Raw genomic sequence first — 25,346 nt, forward strand, 5'->3', positions numbered from 1 at the left:
TCACGCGTTCGTCGCACCCTGCGAAACGGCGCCGTGGACGGACTGCTGGGCCGACGCGGACGCCGCGCGCTCGCGCGAGGTCGGCGAGAGTGCGACGAAGGCCGACGTCAGGAACAGATACGAACCGAGGCCGACCGCGAGCGGGAAGATGAACTGCATCGCGGTGGCCCCGGGCAGGGGTGCGCCGGAGGGCGTGACGCGCACGGCCACCGCGAACATCCCGGTGTAGTGCATGCTCGTCACCGCCGCGCCCATGATCAGCGAGGCGATGGTGACGGCGACGGGCGACCTGATGTTGAGGGCCGCCCAGAGGGCCGCGGTCGCCGCGACGACGGCGATGACGACGGACAGTGCGACCAGGACGGGGTCGTAGCTGACGGCGCCGTGCAGTCGCACCGCCGCCATGCCCAGGTAGTGCATGCTGGCGACGCCGAGGCCGGTGGTGAGTCCGCCGAGGAAGAGCGCGCGGGCGCGGTCCTTGCCGTAGCCGACGGCGAAGACGCCGGCACACACGACGATCACGGCGACGAGCAGGCTCACGATGGTGAGCGGCACGTCGTAACGGATGTCCGTGCCGGTGACGCCGAACCCCAGCATGGCCACGAAGTGCATGGTCCAGATGCCGGTGCCGATCGCCGAGGCCGCGGTGACGAGCCAGTTGCGGCGCGAGCGCCCGGTGGCGCCGAGCGCGCGGACGGTGCAGCGCAGCCCCAGTGCGGCGCCGACGCAGGCCATCACGTACGACAGCACGGGGGTCAGCCAGCCGAAGGAGGCGTGGTCCAGGTGTCCCATGACCCCGGGACGCTAGCGGGGTCAGGGGCGCATGAAGGGGGCGCATTTCGAAAGGTGTTGCAACATGACACAGCTGTACGCCTGAACGATCGCCGCACGCTCGAACGTGTGCGCCGAGGCGTCATCCCTGTCGGTGAGGAATCATGCGGAGCATGAGCGACGACCACACACACGTCCAGGAGTTCTTCTCCGCCCGGGCCGCCGACTGGGACAGCCGGTTCCCCGACGACGGCCCCGCCTACGCGGCCGCGGTCGGCGCCCTCGGGCTGCGGGCGGGCGACCGGGTCCTCGACGCGGGCTGCGGCACCGGACGCGCCCTGCCGCCCCTGCGCTCCGCTGTGGGGCCCTCCGGAGTGGTCGTCGGCGCCGATCTGACCCCCGCCATGCTGCGGGCCGCCGCCGAGGCCGGCCGCGGCGGGGAGGGACAACTGCTGCTCGCCGACGTCACCGCCCTTCCGCTGCGGTCGCGGTCGCTGCACGCGGTGTTCGGCGCGGGCCTCGTCTCCCATCTGCCGCACCCGGTGGACAACCTGCGGGAACTGGCCCGTGTGGTGCGGCCGGGCGGCACCCTGGCCCTGTTCCACCCGATCGGCAGGGCTGCGCTCGCGGCACGCCAGGGCCGGCAGCTCACCCCGGACGATCTGCGCGCCGAGCCGAACCTCCGTCCGCTGCTGACCGCTTCGGGGTGGCACATGACCTCGTACGTCGACGAGGACGCCCGGTTCCTCGCACTGGCCACCCGCGCGACCTGAACCGCCGGACCGGCCCCGGGTCCGGAGCTCAGTCGACGGCCGGTCCGTCCAGGTGGCGCACGGGGCAGCCCCGCAGGCCGGGGGTGGGACGGGTGCCCAGCTCGTCCAGCCGGTAGCCGTCGGGGTAGCACCTGATCTGCCGGTTCTGCCGGGCGTGATGCGGTGCCCGGCGCGGCGGCAGCAGGCGTACGGCGCGCCCCCGCAGCCGTACGGCGCGGCGCACGAGGGTGCGGGTGACGGCGCTCCGCGGCCGATAACGGAAGGCCCGCAGGAGCGGCTCGTCGAGCAGGGCGAGGGTCGAGGCGCGCAGCAGCGGCGCCAGGGGGCTCGGGTACCAGGAGGCCATCAGGGAGAGCGTGGCGTCCGCGACGCGCCGTGCTTCCGCGTCCCAGCCGAAATGAGCCTCCTCGTAGGCGTCGAGGCATGCCTCGAACTCCTCGTAGGTGGCGGGGATGTCCCTGATGCCCAGGTGGCGTCCCAGGGTGCGGTGGTGGACGGCGGAGGCGACGACCTCGTGGCGCGACAGTCGACGCCACCCGTAGGCGTCGATCCAGCGCGTGGGCACCACGACGAACGTGCACAGCACGTACCGCATGTCGTCGTTGGCGATGTCGTAGGCGCGGTGCATCCGGTTGATGCGGCGGATCGCCGTACGGCCCTGTTCGCTGTCGAAGCCGTGCTCGACGACGGCGTCGAGAAGCAGCGCGGTGTCGTCGTAGCGTTTCTGGGGCCGCCGGGTGAGCTCGGCCGTCTCGGCGAGCAGTCGGCCGATGCCCGGCACGGCGTAGGTGCGGTACAGGGCGAGTTCCAGGGCCCGGGTGTAGTCCCACGGGAACTCGTAGGCGGAACTGAGCCGGTAGATCTCCGAGGCCTCCCTCTCCGGGTCCATCGCCCTGATCAGCCGGAGCCGTTCGTAGCGCTTCACCGCACCGTCCCCTTCTGCCGCCGGAACTCCAACTCTACGGTGGGTGACAGGACATGGACGATGAGCGATCTCAGTAACGCGGAGGGAAGGTGGTCAGCATGCTCGCCAGGGTCCGCAGGTCCGTCGCCGGATTCCTCGACGCGCTGCGCACCGGGACGGACGCCGGCCCGGACACTCATGGGCACAACCTGTTCGAGGCGGCCGCCGCCTATGTCGCGGCCTGCGCGGAGGACGACCAGGAACGGATCGACGAGGCGGCGGGCTGGGTGTCGCCGGAAGCGCTGTCGTTCGGGGTGAACGAGCTGGCGTGCCGGGCGATCGTGGCCCTCGCGCGGGCGCGGGAGGAGTCGCCGCGTACGGTGGCTCGAGCACTCCTTGGGCTACCGGCGGTATGAATCCGCGCCGCGCGGATGGTCGATTCGTCCCTTCCTGCCGGAAACCGCAGCTCCGGGTGTGCTGCACGGTCGTGACAAGCGACTTCCGGTCGCACTAGGGTGCGCGCGGTTGGACGAATGATGGGGAGGCTGGGATGGCAGGGACGGAAGAGGAAACCGTCGCCGCCGCGGACGACGCGCTGTATGTGCTCACGGCGGCACTGCTGACGCCTGCGAAATTCCCGAGCGTCCTCGGCGACGACTATCCGGAAGCCTGCGCCGCACTCGGTCTGGCACCGCTGGCCGACGGGTACGGCCTGGTGCTGGGCCAGGACGGGGAAGGCGCCCGCTGGACGGTGGTCATCGACGACGTCTCGCTGGTCGCGGTCGCCATCGCGTCCTGGGACTGCGGCATGGAACACGAGCTGTCGCCGCAGGAGCACACGGTTGTTGCCGCGCTGCCCGGCTGGCCCCTCGCTGTCGCCGTCGCGGCTCCGGGGGTGCCCGCACCGCACGATCCCGGCCCCGAGCTGGTGGACGGGGCGCCGCTGTCGCCGCCGGACACGAGCGTCTGGGGTCCGGCCCAGCGCCGCATGGGCGCCGACGAGATCGCGCTGCGGTGGTCGGTGTGGCGGGACCAGATCGACGAAGCGGACTTCCCCGGCCCGGGCGGCCGGTCCACCGGGGCCGCGGCGGACACGGACCAGGTCCCTGCCGGCAAGGCGGGCCTCAGCAGCGTGCAGCGGGTGCTCGCCGAGGCGCGCGCGTACCTGGACACTCCGCCGCCCCTCGGTCGTGTCCGGTCCTCCTTCGCTTCTGGAGACGCCCGGATCCTGCGCGCGGACGGTCCCGGCTGGTCGCTGGTGGCCCGGACCGACGACATCGCCTTCGTACTCCTCGACGAGGAGCCCGGTGAGGTGCTGCCGGTGGGCCGGGGGCCGAAGCTGCCGGCGCTCCTCGAAGCGCTCGACAAGATGGCCGTACGTCCCAGCTGACGGCGCTGCGGTTCCGCCCCGGTCCTTCCCGGTGCGGATCGCGGCGGGGATCCTTCCTGGTGCGGATCGGGGCGGGGTTCGCAGTGCCGGCTGTCGGCCCCCAGCCTGCCGGTCCTACGACCTTCCGGTCCCGCCTTGCGTCGCCCCGGACGCCGGTGCGCCGCGCGCGGGGTGGCGCGCCGGGGCCGGGGTGCGTCAGCGGCCGAGCTCCTTGCGTGTGACGCGGCGCAGCCTGCGCCGCTGCGAGGGGTCGAGCGTGAGGTACGCGGCCGCCGGAACCCCCAAAATTATCAGGAGCGCGGCCCACCAGGGCAGCCAGATCAGCAGGATCAGCCCGACCGCCACACCCCCTGCGGCGATCTTCGCGTTCTTCGACATATGCGTCGCCTCCTCCGCGGCCACAGCCGCTCTCTGCTCAGAAAAACGGCTTCGTGCTTCGCATGGTTCCGAACCGCGACCCTGAGACGCCCCTGAGATGAACCCCTACTGGGGCACGCGGGTCCGGGTTCGCTCGCCCGCCTCGTGGGCGGTCACCCGCCCGGTGCCTACTCCGCCCGGGGCGGCTGCCCCACCGCGTGCATGTGGCGCAGCGCCTGCCTGCAGGAGTCGAGGAGTCCCGTCTCCGCATACGGGACATCCAACTCCTGGCAGTGGTCGCGCACCAGAGGGTGGACGAGGCGGAGATGCGGGGACATGGACGTGAGCAGCAGCGTCGCGTAGCCCGCGATGCGGGTCACCAGGAGGGCGGCTTCCACTGATCGTGCGCGTGCGGTCGACGCGCAGGGCCGGCTGGTCGACAGCGGCAGCGAGACGACCGGGACCTACGTGCGGCTGCCGCACGGCGTCCGAGGCCCGGAGCCGCGTCGGGGCAAGACGCCCGCCGCGCTCACGGCGGCACGTCGGCCGTCGCACGGCAGGACGCCGGCGGCCTACGGCAGCGCGTCGGTCGGTAGGGACGGCACGAGCGATTCCAGATCGCTGGGCAGGTCGCTCAGCAGGTCACTGGGCAGGTCGCTCAGCAGGTCACTGGGCAGGCCGCTCGGCAGGTCACTGGGCAGCCCGCTCGGCAGCTGTGAGGGCAGGCTGCTGGGCAGTTCGGTCGGGAAGGCGGGTGACGATCCGGGAGAGCGGCTCGCGCTCGCCCCGTTGCCGGGCGACGACTTCCCGTGGGGCGAGTCGTCGTTTCCCGAGCCCATCATCACCACGACGACGACAGCCGCTGCGGCCACGAGAAAGCCGAGGAGAACGAACAGAGGGGCGCGGCGACCGCTGCGCCCGGGTGGGCCGTCGGGCGGACCTGGTGCCCAGTCACCGTACGACTGCGGAGGCGGTCCGAAACCGCCGCCCGACGGCGGCGTGACGCCCGGTGGCCCGGGCGGCTGAGGCGGTACGGGGGGCATGGCCATACCGCCAAGCGTCGCGGTGGATCCGGCAGAGCGCGACCCCCGCACGGGAGTTGATACTCAGTCATGCCGTGGAACGCATGATTCCGGAGCATTCCACGCGGGGGTCGCCCCCCGCCGCGCGCGCCGCGAAAAGGTCCGCGGCGCACGCCCGCGCTCGCGTGCCCTCAGCCGCGGGCGCCCAGCAGGTGGTCCATCGCCAGCTGGTCGAGGCGCTCGAACGCCATCCCGCGCGCTGCGGCCGCCTCGACGTCGAACTCCTCGAAGGCCGCACGGTCCGCGAGCAGCGCCTTCAGACCGTCCCCGGCCGTCGGCTGCGCCAGCTCGTCCAGCCGTGAGGCGCTCAGGGCCTCCTGGACCTCCGGGTCGGCGCGGAAAGCGGCCGCACGCTCCTTGAGGATCAGGTAGTTGCGCATGCAGCCCTCGGCCGACGACCACACGCCGTCGAGGTCCTCGGTCCGTGGCGGCTTGAAGTCGAAGTGCTTCGGGCCGGAGTAGCCTGCGGTCTCCAGCAGGTCTACGAGCCAGAAGGCCGCACGCAGGTCACCCGCGCCGAAGCGCAGGTCCTGGTCGTACTTGATGCCGGACTGGCCGTTGAGGTCGATGTGGAAGAGCTTGCCGGCCCACAGCGCCTGCGCGATGCCGTGCGGGAAGTTGAGCCCGGCCATCTGCTCGTGGCCGACCTCCGGGTTCACGCCGTACAGCTCCGGGCGCTCCAGGCGCTCGATGAACGCGAGGGCGTGGCCGACGGTGGGCAGCAGGATGTCGCCGCGCGGCTCGTTCGGCTTGGGCTCGATCGCGAAGCGCAGGTCGTAGCCCTGCTCGGTCACGTACTCGCCGAGGAGGTCGAAGGCCTCCTTCATGCGGTCGAGGGCGACGCGCACGTCCTTGGCGGCCCCGGACTCGGCGCCCTCCCGGCCGCCCCAGGCCACATAGGTCTCGGCGCCCAGCTCGGCCGCCAGATCGATGTTGCGGATCGTCTTGCGCAGGGCGTAGCGGCGCACGTCGCGGTCGTTGGCGGTGAAAGCGCCGTCCTTGAACACGGGGTGCGTGAAGAGGTTCGTGGTCGCCATCGGCACCTTCATGCCGGTCGCGTCGAGGGCCTCACGGAAGCGCTTGATGTGCGCCTCGCGCTCGGTGTCCGAGGACCCGAAGGGAATCAGGTCGTCGTCGTGGAAGGTCACACCGTGGGCGCCGAGCCCGGCCAGGTGCTGCACCGTCTCGACCGGGTCGAGGGCTCGGCGGGTGGCGTCGCCGAACGGGTCCCTTCCCTGCCAGCCGACGGTCCACAGGCCGAAGGTGAACCTGTCCTCGGGGGTGGGCTGGTAGTTCATGCCGCGGCTCCTTGCTTGCTCCGACTATTTCGTCATGGCAGTTTACAAATTAGTATGCCCACGCTTCCCTGGGAAGGGACAAGATGTCCCTGAAGGAGTGAGGTCCGGGCACCGCAGCCCGGGCGTCCCCGAAAACACCAGGTCAGGTCCCCGCGGAGCCGCGGAAAAATAGGGAGAGCCCGATGTCAGCAGCCGAGGGTCCGCTCGTCGTCGGCGTGGACACGTCCACCCAGTCCACCAAGGCGCTGGTCGTCGACGCGTCCACCGGCCAGGTCGTGGCGAGCGGCCAGGCGGCGCACACCGTCTCCACCGGCGCGGGCCGCGAGAGCGATCCACGCCAGTGGTGGGACGCCCTGTGCGACGCGCTGCACCAGTGCGGCGACGCGGCGCACGAGGCGGCGGCGGTGTCGATCGGCGGCCAGCAGCACGGCCTCGTCACCCTGGACGGCCACGGCGAACCGGTACGACCGGCGCTGCTGTGGAACGACGTGCGCTCGGCACCGCAGGCCCGCCGTCTGATCGAGGAACTGGGCGGCCCGAAGGCCTGGGCCGAGCGCGTCGGGAGTGTGCCCGGCCCGTCCTTCACGGTCACCAAGTGGGCCTGGCTGGCCGAGAACGAGCCGGAGGCGGTCCGCGCCACCAAGGCCGTGCGCCTCCCCCACGACTACCTCACCGAGCGCCTCACCGGCCTCGGCACGACCGACCGCGGCGACGCCTCCGGCACCGGCTGGTGGGCGTCGGCGACCGAGTCGTACGACGACGACATCCTCGCGCGCGTGGGCCTCGACGCCGCACTGCTGCCCCGCGTGGTACGTCCCGGCGAGGTGGCGGGCACCGTGCGCGACAGTCACGACCTGCCGTTCTCCAAGGGCACCCTGGTCGCCGCCGGCACCGGCGACAACGCGGCCGCCGCCCTCGGCCTCGGCCTGCGCCCCGGCACGCCGGTGCTGAGCCTCGGCACCTCCGGCACGGTGTACGCGGTCTCGAAGCGGCGCCCCGCCGATCCGAGCGGCACGGTCGCCGGCTTCGCCGACGCCATTGGCGACTGGCTGCCCCTGGCCTGCACCCTGAACTGCACCCTCGCCGTGGACCGCGTGGCGGCTCTCCTGGGGCTCGACCGCGAGGCCGTGGAACCCACCGCCGACGTGACCCTGCTCCCCTACCTGGACGGCGAGCGCACCCCCGCTCTGCCCGGCGCCTCCGGACTGCTGCACGGACTGCGCCACGACACGACCGGCGGCCAGCTCCTCCAGGCCGCCTACGACGGTGCCGTGCACTCCCTGCTGGGCGCCCTCGACCTGGTCATCGACGAGGACGCGGACCGCTCGGTCCCGCTGCTGCTGATCGGCGGCGGCGCCCGCGGGACGGCCTGGCAGCAGACCGTGCGACGGCTCTCCGGGCGTCCGGTGCAGGTGCCCGAGGCCCGGGAACTGGTCGCGCTCGGCGCCGCGGCGCAGGCGGCCGCCCTCCTGACCGGCGAGGACCCCGCCGCGGTCGCCCGGCGCTGGAACACGGCCGCCGGCCCCGTGCTCGACGCGGTGGAGCGGGACGAGCCGACGCTGGCCAGGATCGCCGGGGTACTCTCCGACGCGGCCCCGCTGCTGGCACGCGGCACGGACACGCACTGACGGGCACGCACACGCACACCGACCGAGGACTGACCGGCATGACCGCACCGCTACACGAGGCCCACCCGGCCGGTCCCGGTCGCGCGCTGCCGGACACCCAGCAGGGCATGCGCCGCCGCAACCTCGCGCGCGTGATGCACACCGTCAGCGCGGAGGGGCCGCTCTCGCGTGCCGCTGTCGCCTCACGCATAGGTCTGACCCGGGCGGCGGTGTCCACCCTGGTCGAGGAACTGATCCGGTCGCGCCTCATCGAGGAACTGGGCCCCGAGCGACCCGGCAGGGTGGGCCGGCCGGGTTCGGCACTCGCCGTCAGCGGACACGGTCCGGCCGGCATAGGCGCCGAGGTCGGCGTCGACCATCTCGCGGTCTGCGCGGTCGACCTGCGCGGTGAGGTGCGGGCCAGGGCCGTACGGCACGGCACGAACCGCGGGAGCTCCCCCGAACCGGTGGTCGAGTCCCTCACCGGGCTGGTGCGCCGGGTCGTCGCCGAGGCGGAACGCGAGGGTCTGTGGCCGGCCGGGCTCGCGGTGGCCGTGCCGGGACTGGTGGCGCGCGACGCCCGGACCGTGGTGCGCGCCCCGAACCTCGGCTGGCACGACACGGACCTCGGCGCCCTGCTGCCGTTCGGCTTCCCGCTGACCGTGGACAACGAGGCCAACTTCGGCGCCCTGGCCGAACTCTGGCTCGGCGAGGGCACCCCGCGCGACTTCCTGCACGTGTCCGCGGAGATCGGCATCGGCGCGGCGCTCGTTGTGGGCGGAGGACTGCTGCGCGGAACGCGGGGCTTCGCAGGCGAGTTGGGGCACGTGCCGGTCCGCCCGGAGGGGCCCGCGTGCCCGTGCGGCGGACGGGGTTGTCTGGAGCAGTACGCCGGCGAGGAGGCGGTGCTGCGCGCGGCCGGCCTGGCGCCGGGCGAGGACCGCGTCGGACTCCTCGCGGGGCGTGCGGCGGACGGCGACGAGGACGTACGGCGGGCGTTGCGCGACGCCGGGGAGGCGTTCGGTGTCGCTCTGACCGGGGCGGTCAACCTGCTGGACCCCGAGAGCGTCGTGCTCGGCGGTGCGTTGTCCGGGCTGGCACCCTGGCTGCTCCCCTCCCTGCAGGCCGAGTTGGACCGGCGCACGGCGGGGCCCGCCTGTCCGGTGAGCGTGTCGCGGCTGGGGCCCGAGGGCCCTCTGCTCGGGGCCGCGCACTCGGTGGTGCGGGGGGTGCTGGACGATCCGGCGGCGGTGGCGGAACGGGCCGCTCACCCGATCGGGTGAGCAAGTTCTCCACAATCCACCGGCTGTCCACGGAAGCGTGGCACGTCCTTCTGACCAACCCGCAGTGGCCGTACCGTGATTCACGTGAGGCGCACCCGACCCGTCCGACCGGCGGCGTCCAGGTGCCGCGCGTACGAGGGGGAATCACATGGCGGAGACAGACGCACGGGACGTCTCCCGGCGCACCACCGGACTTGCGCGGAACGCGGCGGTGCGGCGATGAGCGAGCCCCACGTCCTGACCGTGAGGCCCGAATCCCACGAGTACGCCTGGACGTTCGGCGCCAGGTTCGTGACCCGCATCTTCGGCGGCCTCACCTCGACGTACACCACGGCCACGCTCCAGCCTGCCCTTCCGGAACACGTCTGGATCTGGCAGCTCGACCGGAGCCGCCGCACCGGGCGGTTCCGGGCCCGCGACAGTGAGTTCGAGGTCGAGCCGCCCCTGGACCCCACGCACGGCACGGTGGGCCTGGTCACCGCGCACCCGGAGGTTCGCTCGGCTCTGATGCCCGACGCCCAGGGCGGCAACTTGCACACCCCGGAGACGCGCGCCGGAGTCACCTGCTGTCTCGGGGTCAACGTCGTGGGCGCGCTGCTCGGCCTCGACGACGGACACGCCCGGCAGGGCGAGGGGGAAACCTGCGGGGTCCCGGTCGAGTGCGCCATGAACACCATGGTGAACATCGAACTGCTCAAGGGCCTCGCCACCCCGTGGCCGCGTATCGAGTCGGACACCCGCGTCATCCCGACGGGTTCGGCGCGCCCACTGGAGCACGCGTTCCGGATATCCCAGCTCGATCTGGTGCACTGACTCGTGCGCGACCACGGATTCAGCGACATGGACGCGTACCAGTTCGCCACCCAGACCGTGGAGTCCCCGTTGGCCAAGGTGCCCGACACCAATCACACCTGCGTGGCCAAGCTCCGCAAGGAGTGGCTCCCCCTCGCGCGAGACACACCGCGGACTGCACGCCCGCCTGCGGGACACCGCGGCAGCGCCGCGGCGCTGAACAGACCTCGTCCTCCCCATGTCGAGAGGCAATCGTCCATGGAACGCGCACGACCCGAACTCACCAGACGCCTGCTGCTGAGAGGGGCCGCACTCGCCGCCGTCCCGTACGCCCTGCTCCCGGAGGCCAAGGCCGGGGCCGGGACGCGGGCCGTCGACTACCCGCCGGCCGAGTGGCAGCCGGCCACGCAGTCCAACTACACGGTCTCCGACCGCCCCGGCGCCTATCCCGTGGACCGGGTGGTCATCCACGTCACGCAGGAGACGTACGGCGACACGCTGTCCATCTTCCAGAACCCGCAGAAGCAGGTGTCCGCACACTACCTGGTCCGCTCGGTGGACGGGCATGTGGCGCAGTGCGTCCGGGAGGCCGACGTCGCCTGGCACGCCGGGAACTGGACCTACAACACGCGCAGCATCGGCATCGAGCACGAAGGCTGGGTGGACCAGCCCGCCTACTTCACCGACGCCATGTACGAGCAGTCCGCCAGACTCACGGCGGCGGTCTGCCGGACCTACGGCATCCCGAAGGACCGGGCCCACATCATCGGACACCACGAGGTACCGGGCTCCGACCACACCGACCCGGGACCGAACTGGGACTGGGTTGGTTACCTGAGACTGGTCAACTTCGCCTGAGACGATCGGCTTCGCCTGAGCCCGGTCGACTTCACCTCGGGCCGGCCTGCCTTGTCGCGTCACCGTGGACGGCCGAGGTGCAGCTGCTCGAACGGGCGATGTCGAGCCATTCGGACCACAAGCGTCCAGCCGTTCGGACGGCGGCGTCCCAGAGGTTGTCGGCGTCCCGCCCCGGAGTGACGATGTCCCCAACCGCATCGCCGTCGGGGAGGCCGAGTTGACCGAGCCATGGGTGGCCCTGGAGCCGGGGGCCGATCCCGCCGAGCGCGTCCGGATGCTGCGCCGCGCGCACGAGATGTTCGCCGCCGCGGGCACTGTGCCGCGGCCGGTCAGGTCGGTGGTGGCCGACTCGTGGCGGCGGTCCGCACGGGCCGGTGTCGGACCGGACGGCACCGCCGACGTGGAACTCACCGACGGCGACCTGGGCGCCTACCGGGCCGAGCATCCGCTGGCGCGGGTGATGCCGCTGTTCCGTGAACTCATGGGCACGTTCGCGGCCGACGGGGAGCACCTGCTCGCTGTGTGCGACGAACACGGCCGACTGCTGTGGGTCGAGGGCCATCCGGCGACCCGTCGTGAGGCCGGGCGGATGAACTTCGTGCCGGGCGCGCGCTGGGCCGAGTCGGCCGTCGGGACGAACGCGCCGGGCACGGCGGTCGCCGTGGACCGGCCGGTGCAGGTCTTCGCGGCCGAGCACTTCATCCGGCGCGTGCAGCCCTGGACCTGCGCGGCCGCTCCCGTGCACGACCCGCGTACCGGCCGGGTGCTCGGCGCCGTGGACGTCACCGGCGGGGACGGGCTCGCGCATCCGCACAGTCTGGGATTCGTGCAGGCTGTGGCGCGGGCCGCCGAGTCCCAGCTCGCGCTGCTCCTCCCGGTACGGCAGGCGACGGACGGTCCGGGGCTGACCGCGCTGGGCCGTGACGAGGCGCGGTTCACCGTTGGCGGCCGAGGGCTCAGACTCAGCCGGCGGCACAGCGAGATCCTCGTGCTGCTGGCCCGCCACCCGGAGGGCCTGACCGGGGACGAGCTGCTGTGCGCGCTGTACGAGGACGAGTCGGTGACGCCGGTGACACTTCGGGTCGAGATGGCCCGGCTGCGCGGGGTGCTCGGCGCCGGGCTGCTGGCCTCACGGCCCTATCGGCTGACGGTGCCGGTCGAGTCCGACGTCGACGCCGTGGAGCGACGGCTGCGAAGCGGTGCGGTCACCGCGGCGGCCGCGGCCTACCCGGGTCCTCTGTTGCCCGCGTCCCAGGCCCCGGCCGTGGTACGGCTCAGGCGCCGGCTGGCCGACGGGCTGCGGTCGGCGCTGATCGCCCGCCGCGATCCCGACCTGCTGGCGGACTGGGCGCACGCGACCTGGGGCGAGGACGACGTCGACGTGTGGCGGGCACTCGCCGCGGTGCGTCCGACTGCTTCGGTGCGGTCCCGGCTGGCCGCCCTGGAAGCCGAGTTGACGGCACCGCCGCGGCGGCCGGGTCCCGCGAACCACTGACCGAGCGGCGGACCGGTCGACCTAGTGTGATCGGCAGACCGGTTGGCCGACTGACCGATCGGCGGACCGACTGTCGGCTGCCCGCCTCCGCTCCCCCGGCCCGGGCAGTCGTCAACCCGTTGATCCGTCCCCCTTCAGCCGGCCACCGTTCATCCTCTCTGTCCAGCCCAACCTCCCAACGATTCATCCGTCCATCCGGCCGGCCGGCCGTCCGTGCCCCGCGCACCGTCCCCTCGCTCGACGCCCGCTGCACCCGCTGCACCCGCAACGTCCCTGCAACCTCCCGGTTCCTAGCCTCGCGCCGAGAGCTGCCCAACGGCGGGCAGCGCTTCTGAAGGAGGCCACCAGCATGACCCGTTACGCGGCTCCCGGCACCGAGGGCGCGATCGTCTCCTACCAGGCGCGCTACGACCACTTCATCGGCGGGGAGTACGTGCCGCCGGCCCGGGGTCAGTACTTCGAGAACCCGTCTCCGGTGAACGGGCAGCCGTTCACCGAGGTCGCGCGCGGCACGGCGGAGGACGTGGAGCGGGCGCTCGACGCGGCGCACGCGGCCGCCCCGGCGTGGGGCCGCACGTCGGTCACCGAGCGTTCCGCCATCCTGCGCAAGATCGCCGATCGGATGGAGGCGCATCTCGAACCGCTGGCGGTCGCCGAGAGCTGGGAGAACGGCAAACCGGTACGTGAGACGCTGGCGGCCGACATCCCGCTCGCCATCGACCACTTCCGCTACTTCGCGGGGGCGATCCGGGCGCAGGAGGGCTCCCTCGGCGAGGTCGACGACGACACGGTGGCGTACCACTTCCACGAGCCGCTGGGTGTCGTGGCGCAGATCATCCCGTGGAACTTCCCCATCCTGATGGCCACCTGGAAGCTCGCCCCGGCGCTGGCCGCGGGCAACGCGGTCGTCATCAAACCCGCCGAGCAGACGCCGGCCTCGCTGCACTACTGGATGAGCCTGATCTCGGACCTGCTGCCCCCGGGTGTGGTGAACATCGTCAACGGCTTCGGAGTGGAGGCGGGCAAACCGCTGGCATCCAGCCCGCGGGTGGCGAAGGTCGCGTTCACGGGAGAGACCACGACGGGGCGGCTGATCATGCAGTACGCCTCGGAGAACATCAAGCCGGTCACACTGGAGCTCGGCGGCAAGTCGCCGAACATCTTCTTCGACGACGTCTGGGCGCAGGACGACGACTTCCGCGACAAGGCGCTCGAAGGCTTCACCATGTTCGCGCTCAACCAGGGTGAGGTGTGCACCTGCCCGTCCCGGGCTCTCATCCAGCGGGGCCACTACGCCGAGTTCCTGGAGGCGGCGGTCGCCCGCACCGAGCTGATCAAACCCGGGCACCCCCTCGACACGGACACGATGATCGGCGCGCAGGCCTCCAACGACCAGCTGGAGAAGATCCTGTCCTACCTGGACGTCGGCCGGCAGGAAGGGGCGAGGGTCCTCACCGGGGGCGAACGTATCGAGCACGACGGCGAGTTGAAGGGCGGCTACTACGTCCAGCCGACCATCTTCGAGGGCGACAACCGGATGCGGATCTTCCAGGAGGAGATCTTCGGCCCGGTGGTCTCGGTGACGTCGTTCGACGACTTCGACGACGCCATCAAGATCGCCAACGACACGCTCTACGGCCTCGGAGCGGGCGTGTGGACCCGCGACATGAACACCGCCTACCGGGCGGGCCGCGCGATCCAGGCGGGCCGTGTCTGGACGAACTGCTACCACGCCTACCCGGCCCACGCCGCGTTCGGCGGCTACAAGCAGTCGGGGATCGGCCGGGAGACGCACAAGATGATGCTGGAGCACTACCAGCAGACCAAGAACCTTCTGGTGTCGTATTCGCCGAGGAAGCTGGGCTTCTTCTAGAGGCACGAAAAAAGGCGCCTGACCTGGGCTTTTGCCCGTCAGGCGCCTTCCTCTCGACCCGTCCGGGGCAAGGACCGACTTACGTCATAACTCCCACTTCCTCCCACCGCTGTCCCGCTCCTGACCAGTACTTCCGGACCAGTCACGGACCAAACGCCGACTCACCCTTCAGACTCCGCGCCCTGACTGACGCGGTCCCACTCCTGCATGGACTGCTCGATGAGGCGGTTGGCCTGTTCTCGGACGCCGTCCAGGAACTTGGCGTAGTGGCGGAAGAGGACCTCAATGCTTTGGCCCGCGCGACGAGCGCACTCGGCGGGGTCCACACCGGAGTACAGCCAAAACGAGATCCCGGCGTGCCGGAGATCGTAGGGCCGCTTTGCCAGCTTGGAGGCGAGTTCTGTACGGGTCAGCACGTACTTCCGTGCCCGCGCCCACGTTGTGCCGTACGCAGCTGCGTCCACGTAGTTGCCGGCCTGGTTCCGGAACAGTCGGCCGTCCGGCGCCACACCGAAGCGTTCGATGTGTGCGCGGAGCATGCGTACGAACTGCGGCGGGATGGGCACAGGCCGAGTCGCGGTAGCCGCACGGCGCTTGAGGGAGTGCACCTCGTGCACCGAACCGCCGTCCGTCCACTCTTTGCCTGACGTGACGACGCCACCCGACAGGTTGAGCATCCCCCAGCCGGTCTCGGGCAGATGACACTGTTCGAGCCGGAGATGGATGACCTCCGCAGGCCGCATCGCCGCGTAGTACATGCAGCCGAAGAAGGCCTCCAGGTGAGGGCCGCGCCCGCGCTGTTGGGCAACCGCCGTGAGCAGCCGGGCAATCTGGGCGGGATTGGGAACGGCAGCCGGGTCCACTTCCTCGTTGACCGCTGGAGCGTGCCACCTGAGCCCGTTGAGGGGATTCTCCGCAAAGTACCCCTTCTCCACAGCAATGTTGAGGACTTCGTTGAACGCAGCCCGCTTGCGCCGTGCCGTCTTGGCCGCAGCCTCTTTGCCGTCCAGCTTGAGACACAGGGCGTCCAGCGCCCGTCGCAGCACATCGGCTTCCGCCAGAGCGCTGACGGGCAGGGAGTTCCGCTTCATCCAGTCCAGCGCCTGCCGCCATTCCTCAACTGGCTCTTTCTCCCACGCCTTCTTGTTGAACGCCCAGGAGTACAACGCTCGCCGCAGCACCCGCGGCTCCGGATAGGTCGCGCCAGAGCGCACAAGGGCAGGCGTGATGGTGGCGAATGCATCGGCCAGTGTGCGGCGGGTGTTTCCCGGTGTGCGGTCCCAACGCTGGTCGAGGTATTCGTGCGCAAGGTCATACCATGTCGTCCGCTGCTTGATAGCTCGTAGCTCGGACGCTGGCAGCCCTGTGTGCTCATCGAAGGGCTCACCATCGCGAGCCGCGGTCATCAGCTTTGACCGCCTGCTGTCGGCGAGCCCGACGGTCATGAATGACTCTGACTTTTCGCGCCCGTTGACCGTCCACCGGACCATAAACGGCTTGCGCCGATCGGGGCGCTCCCGTATGTCCCAGAAACGGACATTGTAACTCATCGCCAATTATCAGTATCTCTCTCGCACATGTCCCACCAGGCATCCAGGTCAGCACGACGACACCGGAGTTCACCATTGGGCAACTTGATCATGCGGGGCGCTTGCCCACGAGCGCGCATTCGGTAGAACGCCGACGGACTCATACGAATCTCCGCGAGAACCTCGGTGAGCTTCAGCGCCGGAGGACGAGCCATGCAATATCACCTTCACATTAAGAAAGGCTTCATGTCGGAAATCCAGGCGCGCATCGCATGCAGCAGAGATCCCAATTTCTGCGCGGCCGCCGTCCCGGAGTGGACGACAAGACGCAGCCGGGTATCACGTATAGATGCAACGGATGATTTCTTCTCGGCGCACATACGAACGGTCCGGAAGGAGACCTTGTGTAGCGAGTAGCAGTGGCCGTGGGCATGAAAGCTTGGTCATTGATATAGCAGCAGCTGGCAACAGCCTCCCACTATCTCCTCTCGTATGCGTCCGGCTCTGCCAACTGTGTCCGCCACGGCTCCACCGCCAAGCACAGCCGAATGCGAACACCATCAATGCTCTGGAAGATCCCCGGTTTCGGTAACCGGGGATCTTCTGCTATGTATCGCCCTGCACTGCGAAGGCGTGCTCATCGCGCCTGTTTCCGCCTAGGTCACGAGGCCAGGCGGTACGAGCGGAGGGCGAGGGTGGCCATCTGTGACGAGCACGGGCAGCCTGCCGCCGGTGAGCCGGTCGAGGTTACGGGCCCTACGACCTCACAGCGCCAACAATCCAGGCTCCGTGGCGCGTTGCGGTGCTGTGGTGCGCAGCGATGTACGTAAGCACCTCTCGGCCACGGGGTAACCGCGTTACAAGCAAATCCCTGCCAATGCCAAGCGGCATAGGGCGCGTGATGAGGGCGAATCGGAAGGCGGGACTCGGCAGGTGGACCTCCTCGGAGCGGGACGCGGTCGTGAGACCGAGCAGCGCGGGATGCGTACCGCCATAGCGGCCAGCCCCTCCGCAGGCTGCCCTTCAATGCCGCACCCCGTGGCTGACCTGGTGTTTTCAGGGTCGTTGTACGTTGACATGATCCCGGACTGGGTTCCAGTCCCGTGGGCCATTTCCTCGTCTGCCGTCGGCGAATCCCGGAGCCTCGTCACACAGACCCACTCGCCCCTGATGATCCTCGCCGTGGATGCGGCCGACTTCCCGGACGGTGACCGATGCATGCGATGCCGATGGTCCAGTGCTGAAGCGATGCAGTGATCAGCTGACCGAGGTCGGCGCCAAATCCCGGGCGCGCACAACTGTCTGAGGGAAGGGGGTGCCTGGCTGATCACTCACGCAGATCACCGAGTTGTACGCCCGGAATTGGAGCGGCGCGCAAGGCCGTCCCGGATCACGATGTCGCTGGCGCTTAGAGCCGACGTCAGCTGTCCTTGCAGCTTGTCGGGGATGGACCCCGCCCCGAGGGCGCAGGCGCGAACCAAAACGCGGCAGTCCTGCACTTGCCGGTCCGAAGCAAGCGCGGTGAACAGAGAGTGCTGCAGATTCTCGCGGGCCGCGTAGCCGTCCTCAGCCTCCGTCATCCTGCGGTGCAGCTGCTCGACAATGTTGTGCGCACCGGGCGCCTCGGCTGAACCGATCGCGTCGAGGATGGTCAGGCCGAGCCGGATGTCGAAGACGGTCATCCCGGGTTCGGCCTTCCGCTCGGAGTAGGTCGTCACCAATTCCGCCAGGTGGCCGTCGACCAGCCGGCCGGCATCTCGGCGGCACAGGACGGTGAGGCAGGCCGTGACGGCTTGCTCCCACGGATCGCCGGGCACAGTGTCGGCGAGGAGGGCAGCGGCCCATGTCGTGTCACCCGCGACGAGGGTGGCGAGTACGGCGACTTGGCGCCCATCGAGCATCCGTTTGCCTACGCCGTGGTGAACTTCGATATGTGCTTTGGCCTCGGCCCAACGGCCCTTGGTCGTGAGGGTACGGGTCCCATCGGCGAGGAGCACGCGCCACATCCACGCGCGGACCTCGCGGCGGTCCTCGTCGGTCGCAGTGAGGTCCGCCGGTACGGCGACGCCCTCGAACTGGGCAGCTGTGCCTGCCTCGACGGCCTTGTACAGGTCGAGTAGGTGCTGACGTCCCTCGTCGGTGTGGCCGGCGCGGATCTGGAGGCGGGCGAGGTTGACGACCGGTTCCAGTCCCCGGATTGCGCTCATGCCGGGCAGGGGGCACGCGTCGAAGTAGGCGGCGGCGTGCTGGTGACACATCTGGCGGGCCAGGTCGGGCAGGCCGAGATCGGAGGCGATGAGCGCGGCCTGGTTGTAGACAGCGGATGCGAGCCCTTGGTCGCCCTTCTTCACCGCCGTCTCGGCAAGGTCGACGAGACCGCCCACACGTTCGGGCAAGGGCAGACAGGCGGGCCGGAATCGGGCGACGAGCGGGAAGCGCTGGGCTATGGGTCCGTGCGGGTCCATGAGTTCCCCGGGCGTGAGTGAGAAGTGCTGGGGCGACGGTGCCCGCCAGCCATACGTCGGCGGGCACCGACCGCTAGGCAAGGGGCGTCACCGCCAGTCGACGGCGATGCGGTTCAGCGGGGTGTCGAGAGCGAAGAGTCCGGGGCGCTGCTCGATGGCGGGGGCGTCGAGGGGCTGGATTTCGAACGTGGCCTCGCGACCGCGGTATGCGCGGTCCCAGGTGCGGATGGCGTCGGCGACCTTCGTGGCGAGCTCGTCGCTGCCGGGGCCGTGGCCGATGACGCCGAACTCCCAGAGCTTGTCGCCCTCGGGGGTCTTCTTCTCCGACACGCGTCGCGCCAGGTAGGTGATGGCGCCCTTGTCGACGGCTGCGGTCGACGAGGGGTAGGGGTCCTCCGTGAGCAGAGTGCCCTTGGCGTTCTGGGGGAACAGCATCCGGATGAGGCCGGAGGGAAGGGAACAGGTGACGAACAGTTCCATCCACTCCGGCGACTCCATGGCGCGGACCATCATGCCGGTCCACTCCTCGGTGCGCGGCTGATCCAGGACTCCTGCGAGGGCATCGGCGTCGATGTTCTGCCCAGCGGGGGCCTGAAGCCGGACGGTGCCGTCTGCGCTGAGCGGGATGACGCGGCGGTCGTCGTCGGCGATGCCCCGCCGGAGCGGCATGAAGGTGTTCATTTCGCTGCCGAGAGACACCCATCGGCCGTCGCGCTGCTCGTAGGCGATGGACCGGGAGACGGTGCCCTTCAGGCGCTGGGGGACGAGGAGCCGGCCGCCGGGGGCGAGCTGTTGCATCCATGCGTGTGGCACGCCGTGAGCGCCCACGGTGGCGATGATCCGGTCGTACGGCGCTCCTTCGGCGTAACCGAGGGCCCCGTCGCGGGTCATGACCTCGACGTTGGTGAGACCGGCTGCGGCCAGGTGTGCGCGAGCGCCCTGCACGAGGTCGTCGTCGATATCGAGGGTGGTCACGTGCCCGCTCTCTCCGACCAGGTGGGCGAGGAGAGCGGCGTTGTAGCCGGTGCCGGCGCCGAGTTCGAGGATGCGCTCGCCGGGCTGGGCGTCGAGCTGGTCCAGCATGAGGGCGACGACGCCCGGCTGGGAAGCGCACGAGATCGATGTGCCTCCGGTGTCGTACTTGATGTGCACTGGTGCGTTGGCGTAGGCGTCTTCGAGTGACGCGTCAGGCACGAACACGTGACGGGGCACAGTCTGCAGCGCATTCTCGACGGCGGGCGTGCGGGCGTGCCCGTCCGCGCGAAGCTGGTCGACCAGGGCGTTGCGGAGACGTTCGGCGTCAGCCGTGGGGGTGGCCATCGTGTCGGTGTTCACCGCCCTGACGCTAGCCGTCTCGGCCGTTGCCTCGTCGGTCGACGCGGTGTTGTCACTCGTTCCCATGATTACCTCTCGTGCAATGTTGGGCATGGCGCTTTGGTCGTCCCGGAGGAGACCGGCGCGGTTGGCGTGAAAGATCACGTGGTGGGCAATGACGGCTCGCAGACCGCGGGTGAGGGCGCCGCGGCCTGCGAGGTCGGCGAGCACGGTGCCCGCCCGCTCGAAAGTGGCGACCCACTCGTTGTGCCCGGCGAGCGGACCGTTCGGGCGGCACAGGCTCTGGGCGTCGACCGTCATCAGCTTCCGCATTGCGGGCGCCAGTTCGGCGGCCCGCGCAGAAGGCAGAAGGCCGTTGGCCGGTCGGAGGGCAGCGACCTTTGCCCAGACGTCGCCCTGCTCGAACCAGTCCAGGCCGGCCGCCCGCGTCATCACGCTTGCCAGCAGCACGGCGGTTTCCCGGCGTCCCAGCTGCTCCGGGCCCGGTTGATAGGTGAGCAGGTGGCGGCTGTCCTTGTGGAACAGGTCGTGGGCGACGCCCATGGCCTGGGTCCCGCCGAAGGCGTGGGTCTCGGGTTCGTAGACGTAGGGCAGCCATGACACGGCCGTGCCGTCCTGGACGAGGTCGCTCAGCAGCGCTTCGACGGCGGGTGAAGGCTCGTCCGCGCGGTAACGCAGCGGCCAGGGCTGCTTGTTCATGAACCACCAGCCGGTGAGCTGCCCGTCCGTTTCGGCGGCGAGGAGGACAGGTGCGACGCGTTCGACGATCGCGCGCTGGGCGCTCTCGCGGTCAGCGAAGGTGATGTTGTGTTGCTGCCAGCGGTCGGAGCGGTCCGGGGGCATGCGGGTGTCCTTCGGTCGACGGGGTCAGGAGATGAGCAGGCAGGCGTCCCAGTTGGATCGGGGTGGTTCGGCGGTGCTGGGCGCGAGGAGGGCCAGTGCGATACCGGCTGCGCCGTCGAGCAGACCAGGTCCGCGCTCCTCGTCCTGCATGAGCGTCGTGGCGGCGTGGGCGGGGTCGGTGTCCGGCGGGTGGACTGCGGCTAGGAGTGCCGGGATCGTGGCGCGGAGCTGTCCGGCGGTCGAGGGGTGAGCGTCGTCGGCCGCGCGGGCGGCGACGTGGGCGAGGCCGGCGAAGCCGTGGCACATGGCGTTGTCCGTCGTGGCCTTGAGCTGAGCGGAGTTGGTGAGGGCGGCCACGAGCGCGTTCTCGGCGTCCAGCTGACGGCTGTCGTCGCCGCGGGCGAGGGCGGCGAGTTGCTGGGCGCGGGCGAGGCCTGCGGTGCCGTAGCACCATGACGGCCGCGTCGGCGTGGACGAGGTGAGGCGGCCGGTGCGCAGCTCGTCCCGGCTGACCCAGTACGGCCACGCCGGGCCTCGGCCGGTGTCCTCTCGGCATCGGTCCAACCACAGCAGGATCCGGCCCAGTGCGTCGTCGTGGCCGTCGACGAAGGTGCCCTGCGTGGCGGCGAGCGCCAGGAGCGCGAGCACGCCGCCGATACCGTGCGCCATGCCGTTGTTGGCGTGTCCGCCTCGAAAACGGTCGTCCGCGCGGCCCGAGGGCCCCGTGTCCGTCCACCAACCGGGCAAGATCTCGCCGTCGGGTGTGATCGGTTCGGTGAGGCGTACGCAGTAGTCGAGTACGGCACGCAGGGCGGCGCTGCCAGGGTTGCGGCGCAGGAGGTAGGAGCCGTATCCGCTCAGGCCTCGAATGGTGTCGAACTCCGCGAGCGCTGGGAGGAGTCCGGCATCGATGCGGCGGTGTGCGGCGTCGACGCGGCGCCTCACGTCGTCAGTCATTTGTCGGTCGAGAGTGTCAAGCGAGCGCTGGTAGGCGCCGAGCAGGTGATCGGCGGCGCAGGCCAGAGCGTGCGCGAAGGCGGGCGCCCCGTAGAAGGGGTGGCTGTCGGGGCCGCTGGTGAGCGGTTCGCGGGATGCGGCGGCGAGCCAGTCGTGGGCGCGCTGCCACGGCCCCAGGTCTGCCGCAGCCCTCTCGATGTGCAGGAGCGCGATGCCGGGCAAGCCATAGGCAAGGTGCTGCCGACGAGAGACCGCTGGCCCAAGGTACGCCGTGTGGGGGTCGGCGAGCTGCTCGGCAACGGCGTCGGCCAGGTCCAGCCCGGCCTGCGCGGTCATCGTGTCCTCCCAGTGGTGCGGGCGGTCCAGGCCAGGGCGGCAGCGCGAGCGAGGTAGAGGCAGACCTCTTCTTCAGGGAAGTTCACCGCAATGTGCCGTACGAAGTGGACGTGGAGCAGTGAGGTCAGGGCGTCATCGAGGGCGATGCCCTGCGTGTGGGGACCTGGCTGGTGCCGCCGGTACGCGGCGAGCGCCGCGTCGCGATCGGCCCACGCCGACACGATCGCCGCTCCTCCGGGTGCGCCGCGCAATGCCGCCCAGTCGTGGCCAGGGTCGGCCAGACGTACGGCATCGGTGAACTGCGGGCGCGGTACGGGTACGGGCGCTGTGGGCGGGATGTGGTCGATCAGCCAGCGCATCCCGGCTTGAGTGCTGCCGAGGAACGCGGAGGCGATAGAGACAGTGTGTGCGGCCACCAGCGTGCGCTGGTGTGGGCGCCGCGGCTGCGAGAGCTGGGCCAGGATGGCGCGCGAGTCCGCCCGAAACACTTCCTCGGCCGCGTCCCATGCAGGGCCGGATCCCCAACGGCCCATCTCCCGGTAGGAGGTGGGGTACCGCAAGTCCGCCAGCAGACCGGCGCCGCTCAGCTCCTCGGCCCACCCACTCACGGTTCGAGCCGTCTCGGCGAACGCCTCCGGCGTGGGTAGCACGATGCGCAGACGCAAGTGCTGCTCGGGGTCGCGGAAGCGGATGAACCACCACGGCGGCCCACCGAGCCGTTCGAGCAGATCGGGCAAGTGGCAGGAGAGCAGAGTGTCCTGGCGGCGAGCGTCCCCATACAAGGTGGCCAGCAACACCGACGAAGCGGCCGGGGTCTGCATCTGGGCTGGGGAGAGGGCGCGAGCCGGTGCGGGCACAGGAAGCGCCGGCCACGCCGGCGGCCGGATCGCCTTGAGCGGCACCACTACCTCGTGGGCGCGACCGTCGCACCAACCGAACGCCCCTGGTTCCGCGGCCTCGACGAGCACGGTCGGGCCCACTCGGTCGAGGTGCTGGCGCAGCAACGTCCGGTGGCCGGCCTCGTCGAGGTCAAGGAGGAGACGCCGGTCGTCCTCCACGAGGTAGACCCGCCGAGGTAGCCGCCGCCGAGCCCGCCAGTCGGTGAGGGCGGCGTCCCATTCGGCCCAAGGACATGCGCGGCCCGGCAACTCGGTCGCCTCCAGCCGCCAGCGGGCCGGGGCAAGCACCGTGCGCCCATACCGCAGGCGCGGCAGGAACGGCATCGCCACCGCGGCGCCCCAGTCGAACACGGTGACCTGCGCGCATTGAGCGCGGCACAACTCGGTGAGGAAACGCACCAGCGGCGGAGTGTGCGTGTGGAGGTTCAGCGCGTGCAACCCGACGCCCTCGATGCGCTGGCCCCGCTCGGGGGCGGCCAGGTACATGCGGCGCCCGTCACACCCCACCGCCAGGTCCGCAGGTGTGAGGACATCGTCTGCGGGAGCCCTGTGTTCCTGGAGGCTGATCACGATGGGCAGGACTCGCGGGGCGCGCGGCTGGGTGGCAACCTCACCGCCTGGGCCACCGACACCGGTCCCCGCGCGCCCTATCAGCCCGTGCAGGCCCTCCTCCATCCCGACCAGCTGTGGCCCCGCCTCGGCGAAACTTCCCTGCTGCTGGGCACCCGCATCCTGCCCGGCACCGTGCTACTCGCACTCGGGATCACGGCCGTCGTGCTGTACAAGCGGCACAAGGACGGCAACGGCGGACGCAGGAAGCGCGTCGCCGGGATGGCCAAGCAGCGGGACATCGAGCCGCTGCTGTCCAAGGCCATCACCGCCAAGGCAAGATCATTGCGCCCGAGTCTGAAGGACGCCAAGCGCCTCGAGCCGGCTGACACCGGCATCCTGCTCGGCAACCTCCAGGGCACGAAGCACGAAGTGCGCATGGGGTACGAGGACGTCGCCGTCGCGATCATGGCACCGCGGTCCGGCAAGACCACGTCGCTGGCGATCCCTTCCATCCTCAACGCACCCGGCCCGGTCCTGCTCACCTCCAACAAGGCGGCGGGCGACGCCTACACGGCCACGCTCGACGCGCGGGCGGCCGTCGGCCGGACCTGGTCGATGGACCCGCAGCAGATCGCCCACGCCGAACGGGCCATGTGGTGGAACCCCTTGTCCGACGCCAAGACCCTCGACGGCGCCGGCCGCCTCGCCGGCCACTTCCTCGCCGCCAGCGTGGACGCCTCCCAGCAGGGCGACTTCTGGTCCAAGGCGGGCTCCAACATCCTCTCGCAGCTGTTCCTGGCCGCCGCGCTCGACGAGCGGCCGATCACCGACGTGATGCAGTGGCTGGCCTTCCCTGCCGACCGGACCCCGCTGGACGTCCTGCGCGATCACGGGTTCGCCGCCGTCGCCGCGCAGTTGAAGGGCACCGTGGAGGGCCCGCCGGAGACCCGCGACGGGATCTACGAGACCGCCCGCCAGTACGCCGCCGCCCTGCTCAACAGCGAGATCGCCACATGGGTGACCCCGCAGAAGGACGTGGCGGAGTTCAAGCCGAGTGAGTTCGTCACCTCGAAGGACACGCTCTATCTGCTGTCGAAGGACGGCGGTGGCGGCGCCTCGGCCCTCATCGCCGCGTGCGCGGACTCCGTGATGCGGGCCGCGACCGCCCAGGCCGAACGCGCCGGCGGACGCCTCGACCCGCCCATGCTGGCGATCCTCGACGAGGCCGCCAACGTCTGCAAAATCTCGGACCTGCCGGACCTGTACTCCCACCTCGGCAGCCGCGGGATCATCCCCATCACGATCCTGCAGAGCTACCGCCAGGGCCAGAAAGTCTGGGGCGACGCCGGCATGGACGCCATGTGGTCCGCCTCCACGATCAAGGTCATCGGGTCCGGCATCGACGACCCGGACTTCGCTGACAAGCTGTCCCGCCTGATCGGTGACCACGACGTCGAGACCACCTCCACCTCGACCTCCGAGTCCGGCAAGTCCACGTCCGTCAGCATGCGGCAGGAACGCATCCTGGCTGCCGACGCCATCCGCGCCCTGCCCAAGGGCACCGCGCTCGCATTCGCCACCGGCATGCGCGCGGCCATGCTCGACCTGCGTCCCTGGTATCTCGAGCCCGGCGCCGGCGATCTATCCGCCGCCTCCGCCCTCGCGTCCAAGGGCATCACCGAACGCGCCGTCGCCAAGGCCGCCCCGAAGCAGACCGACTTCGGCACCGCCGCCTAGTCCGCGCCCGCCTTCCCCCACTCAACTCGCCCACGGAGGCGCCCATTCACACCTACGAGCCCACCGACCTGGACGACATGGAGCCGCACGAAGCCGTGGATGCCGTCCTCGCCGAGCTGCGCGACCACCGGATCACCAGTGATGGAAGTTGCCTGTTCGCCGCCACCCGGCACATCGGCCTGCTCTGCTTCGGGTTGCCCTCTTGAGGCG

The 25,346-nt window shown here is 70.6% G+C and carries 20 protein-coding genes and 3 pseudogenes; 11 read left to right on the top strand and 12 right to left on the bottom strand.

Features of this window, described 5'->3' with window-relative positions:
* On the bottom strand, positions 1-792 hold the full coding sequence (locus tag AC07AZ_RS08690) for an MHYT domain-containing protein (protein WP_478845237.1): 792 nt from the start codon (positions 790-792) through the stop codon (positions 1-3).
* A gap of 152 nt (positions 793-944) precedes the next feature.
* Between AC07AZ_RS08690 and AC07AZ_RS08695 the strand changes: the two genes are divergently transcribed.
* The gene (locus tag AC07AZ_RS08695) at positions 945-1,544 is read left to right on the top strand and encodes a class I SAM-dependent methyltransferase (RefSeq protein ID WP_478845239.1); all 600 of its coding nucleotides are present in this window, start codon (positions 945-947) and stop codon (positions 1,542-1,544) included.
* A gap of 28 nt (positions 1,545-1,572) precedes the next feature.
* Here the strand turns inward: AC07AZ_RS08695 and AC07AZ_RS08700 are convergent, their stop codons facing one another.
* Positions 1,573-2,469, bottom strand: coding sequence for an oxygenase MpaB family protein (locus tag AC07AZ_RS08700; RefSeq protein ID WP_478845241.1), 897 nt, complete (start codon positions 2,467-2,469; stop codon positions 1,573-1,575).
* Positions 2,470-2,567: 98 nt separating this feature from the next.
* On the opposite strand from AC07AZ_RS08700, the gene AC07AZ_RS08705 reads away from it, so the two are divergent.
* Both AC07AZ_RS08705 and AC07AZ_RS08710 read left to right on the top strand, forming a co-directional pair.
* Entirely contained in the window at positions 2,568-2,864 is a 297-nt protein-coding gene (locus AC07AZ_RS08705; RefSeq protein WP_478845243.1) for a hypothetical protein, read from the top strand.
* Positions 2,865-2,998: 134 nt separating this feature from the next.
* Entirely contained in the window at positions 2,999-3,838 is an 840-nt protein-coding gene (locus AC07AZ_RS08710) for a hypothetical protein (protein WP_478845245.1), read from the top strand.
* A gap of 195 nt (positions 3,839-4,033) precedes the next feature.
* On the opposite strand, the gene AC07AZ_RS08715 is transcribed toward AC07AZ_RS08710, so the two are convergent.
* The 4 genes and pseudogenes from AC07AZ_RS08715 to xylA all read right to left on the bottom strand — a co-directional run bounded on the left by AC07AZ_RS08715 (position 4,034) and on the right by xylA (position 6,575).
* Complete coding sequence (locus AC07AZ_RS08715; protein WP_478845247.1) at positions 4,034-4,216, bottom strand: hypothetical protein; 183 nt, start codon at positions 4,214-4,216, stop codon at positions 4,034-4,036.
* Positions 4,217-4,383: 167 nt separating this feature from the next.
* Positions 4,384-4,527: pseudogene (locus AC07AZ_RS08720) on the bottom strand (acyl-CoA desaturase); the annotation flags it as partial.
* A gap of 240 nt (positions 4,528-4,767) precedes the next feature.
* Positions 4,768-5,067, bottom strand: coding sequence for a hypothetical protein (locus AC07AZ_RS08725; protein WP_478845249.1), 300 nt, complete (start codon positions 5,065-5,067; stop codon positions 4,768-4,770).
* Between the two features lie 341 nt (positions 5,068-5,408).
* On the bottom strand, positions 5,409-6,575 hold the full coding sequence (xylA, locus tag AC07AZ_RS08730) for a xylose isomerase (RefSeq protein ID WP_478845251.1): 1,167 nt from the start codon (positions 6,573-6,575) through the stop codon (positions 5,409-5,411).
* Between the two features lie 182 nt (positions 6,576-6,757).
* Between xylA and xylB the strand changes: the two genes are divergently transcribed.
* From xylB to exaC, 6 genes and pseudogenes are all read left to right on the top strand, one after another.
* Positions 6,758-8,203 carry a xylulokinase gene (xylB, locus tag AC07AZ_RS08735; RefSeq protein ID WP_478845253.1) on the top strand — a complete coding sequence of 482 codons (1,446 nt, stop codon included), beginning with the start codon at positions 6,758-6,760 and terminating at the stop codon, positions 8,201-8,203.
* 38 nt (positions 8,204-8,241) lie between these two features.
* Positions 8,242-9,465: an ROK family protein gene (locus AC07AZ_RS08740; protein WP_478845255.1), complete on the top strand. Its 1,224-nt coding sequence runs from the start codon at positions 8,242-8,244 to the stop codon at positions 9,463-9,465.
* Positions 9,466-9,684: 219 nt separating this feature from the next.
* A pseudogene (locus AC07AZ_RS08745) lies at positions 9,685-10,477 on the top strand (acetamidase/formamidase family protein).
* A gap of 38 nt (positions 10,478-10,515) precedes the next feature.
* Entirely contained in the window at positions 10,516-11,115 is a 600-nt protein-coding gene (locus AC07AZ_RS08750) for an N-acetylmuramoyl-L-alanine amidase (protein ID WP_478845257.1), read from the top strand.
* A gap of 217 nt (positions 11,116-11,332) precedes the next feature.
* Positions 11,333-12,610, top strand: a complete 1,278-nt coding sequence (locus AC07AZ_RS08755) for a winged helix-turn-helix domain-containing protein (protein ID WP_478845259.1) — start codon at positions 11,333-11,335, stop codon at positions 12,608-12,610.
* A gap of 349 nt (positions 12,611-12,959) precedes the next feature.
* Positions 12,960-14,483, top strand: coding sequence for an acetaldehyde dehydrogenase ExaC (gene exaC, locus AC07AZ_RS08760; protein ID WP_478845261.1), 1,524 nt, complete (start codon positions 12,960-12,962; stop codon positions 14,481-14,483).
* Between the two features lie 161 nt (positions 14,484-14,644).
* Here the strand turns inward: exaC and AC07AZ_RS08765 are convergent, their stop codons facing one another.
* The 6 genes and pseudogenes from AC07AZ_RS08765 to AC07AZ_RS08790 all read right to left on the bottom strand — a co-directional run.
* Positions 14,645-16,033 (bottom strand): tyrosine-type recombinase/integrase, encoded by a 1,389-nt coding sequence (locus AC07AZ_RS08765; protein ID WP_478845263.1) that lies wholly within the window; start codon positions 16,031-16,033, stop codon positions 14,645-14,647.
* Positions 16,030-16,227: a helix-turn-helix transcriptional regulator gene (locus AC07AZ_RS08770; RefSeq protein ID WP_266586917.1), complete on the bottom strand. Its 198-nt coding sequence runs from the start codon at positions 16,225-16,227 to the stop codon at positions 16,030-16,032. Before AC07AZ_RS08770 ends, AC07AZ_RS08765 begins: the two co-directional genes overlap by 4 nt.
* A gap of 1,125 nt (positions 16,228-17,352) precedes the next feature.
* On the bottom strand, positions 17,353-18,477 hold the full coding sequence (locus AC07AZ_RS08775; protein ID WP_478845266.1) for a hypothetical protein: 1,125 nt from the start codon (positions 18,475-18,477) through the stop codon (positions 17,353-17,355).
* An 87-nt stretch (positions 18,478-18,564) separates the two neighbouring features.
* Complete coding sequence (fxlM, locus tag AC07AZ_RS08780) at positions 18,565-20,655, bottom strand: methyltransferase, FxLD system (RefSeq protein WP_478845268.1); 2,091 nt, start codon at positions 20,653-20,655, stop codon at positions 18,565-18,567.
* Between the two features lie 24 nt (positions 20,656-20,679).
* Entirely contained in the window at positions 20,680-21,948 is a 1,269-nt protein-coding gene (locus AC07AZ_RS08785) for a lanthionine synthetase C family protein (RefSeq protein ID WP_478845270.1), read from the bottom strand.
* Positions 21,945-23,441, bottom strand: a pseudogene (locus AC07AZ_RS08790) (thiopeptide-type bacteriocin biosynthesis protein); the annotation flags it as partial. The pseudogene AC07AZ_RS08790 and the gene AC07AZ_RS08785, both read right to left, overlap by 4 nt.
* Between AC07AZ_RS08790 and AC07AZ_RS08795 the strand changes: the two are divergent.
* Both AC07AZ_RS08795 and AC07AZ_RS08800 read left to right on the top strand, forming a co-directional pair.
* Positions 23,397-25,136 (top strand): type IV secretory system conjugative DNA transfer family protein, encoded by a 1,740-nt coding sequence (locus tag AC07AZ_RS08795; protein WP_478845272.1) that lies wholly within the window; start codon positions 23,397-23,399, stop codon positions 25,134-25,136. The pseudogene AC07AZ_RS08790 and the gene AC07AZ_RS08795 sit on opposite strands and share 45 nt — an antisense overlap.
* A 77-nt stretch (positions 25,137-25,213) precedes the next feature.
* Positions 25,214-25,342 (top strand): hypothetical protein, encoded by a 129-nt coding sequence (locus AC07AZ_RS08800; protein ID WP_478845274.1) that lies wholly within the window; start codon positions 25,214-25,216, stop codon positions 25,340-25,342.
* The last annotated feature ends 4 nt before the right edge of the window (positions 25,343-25,346 follow it).

This window comes from Streptomyces sp. NPDC043878, assembly GCF_056435735.1.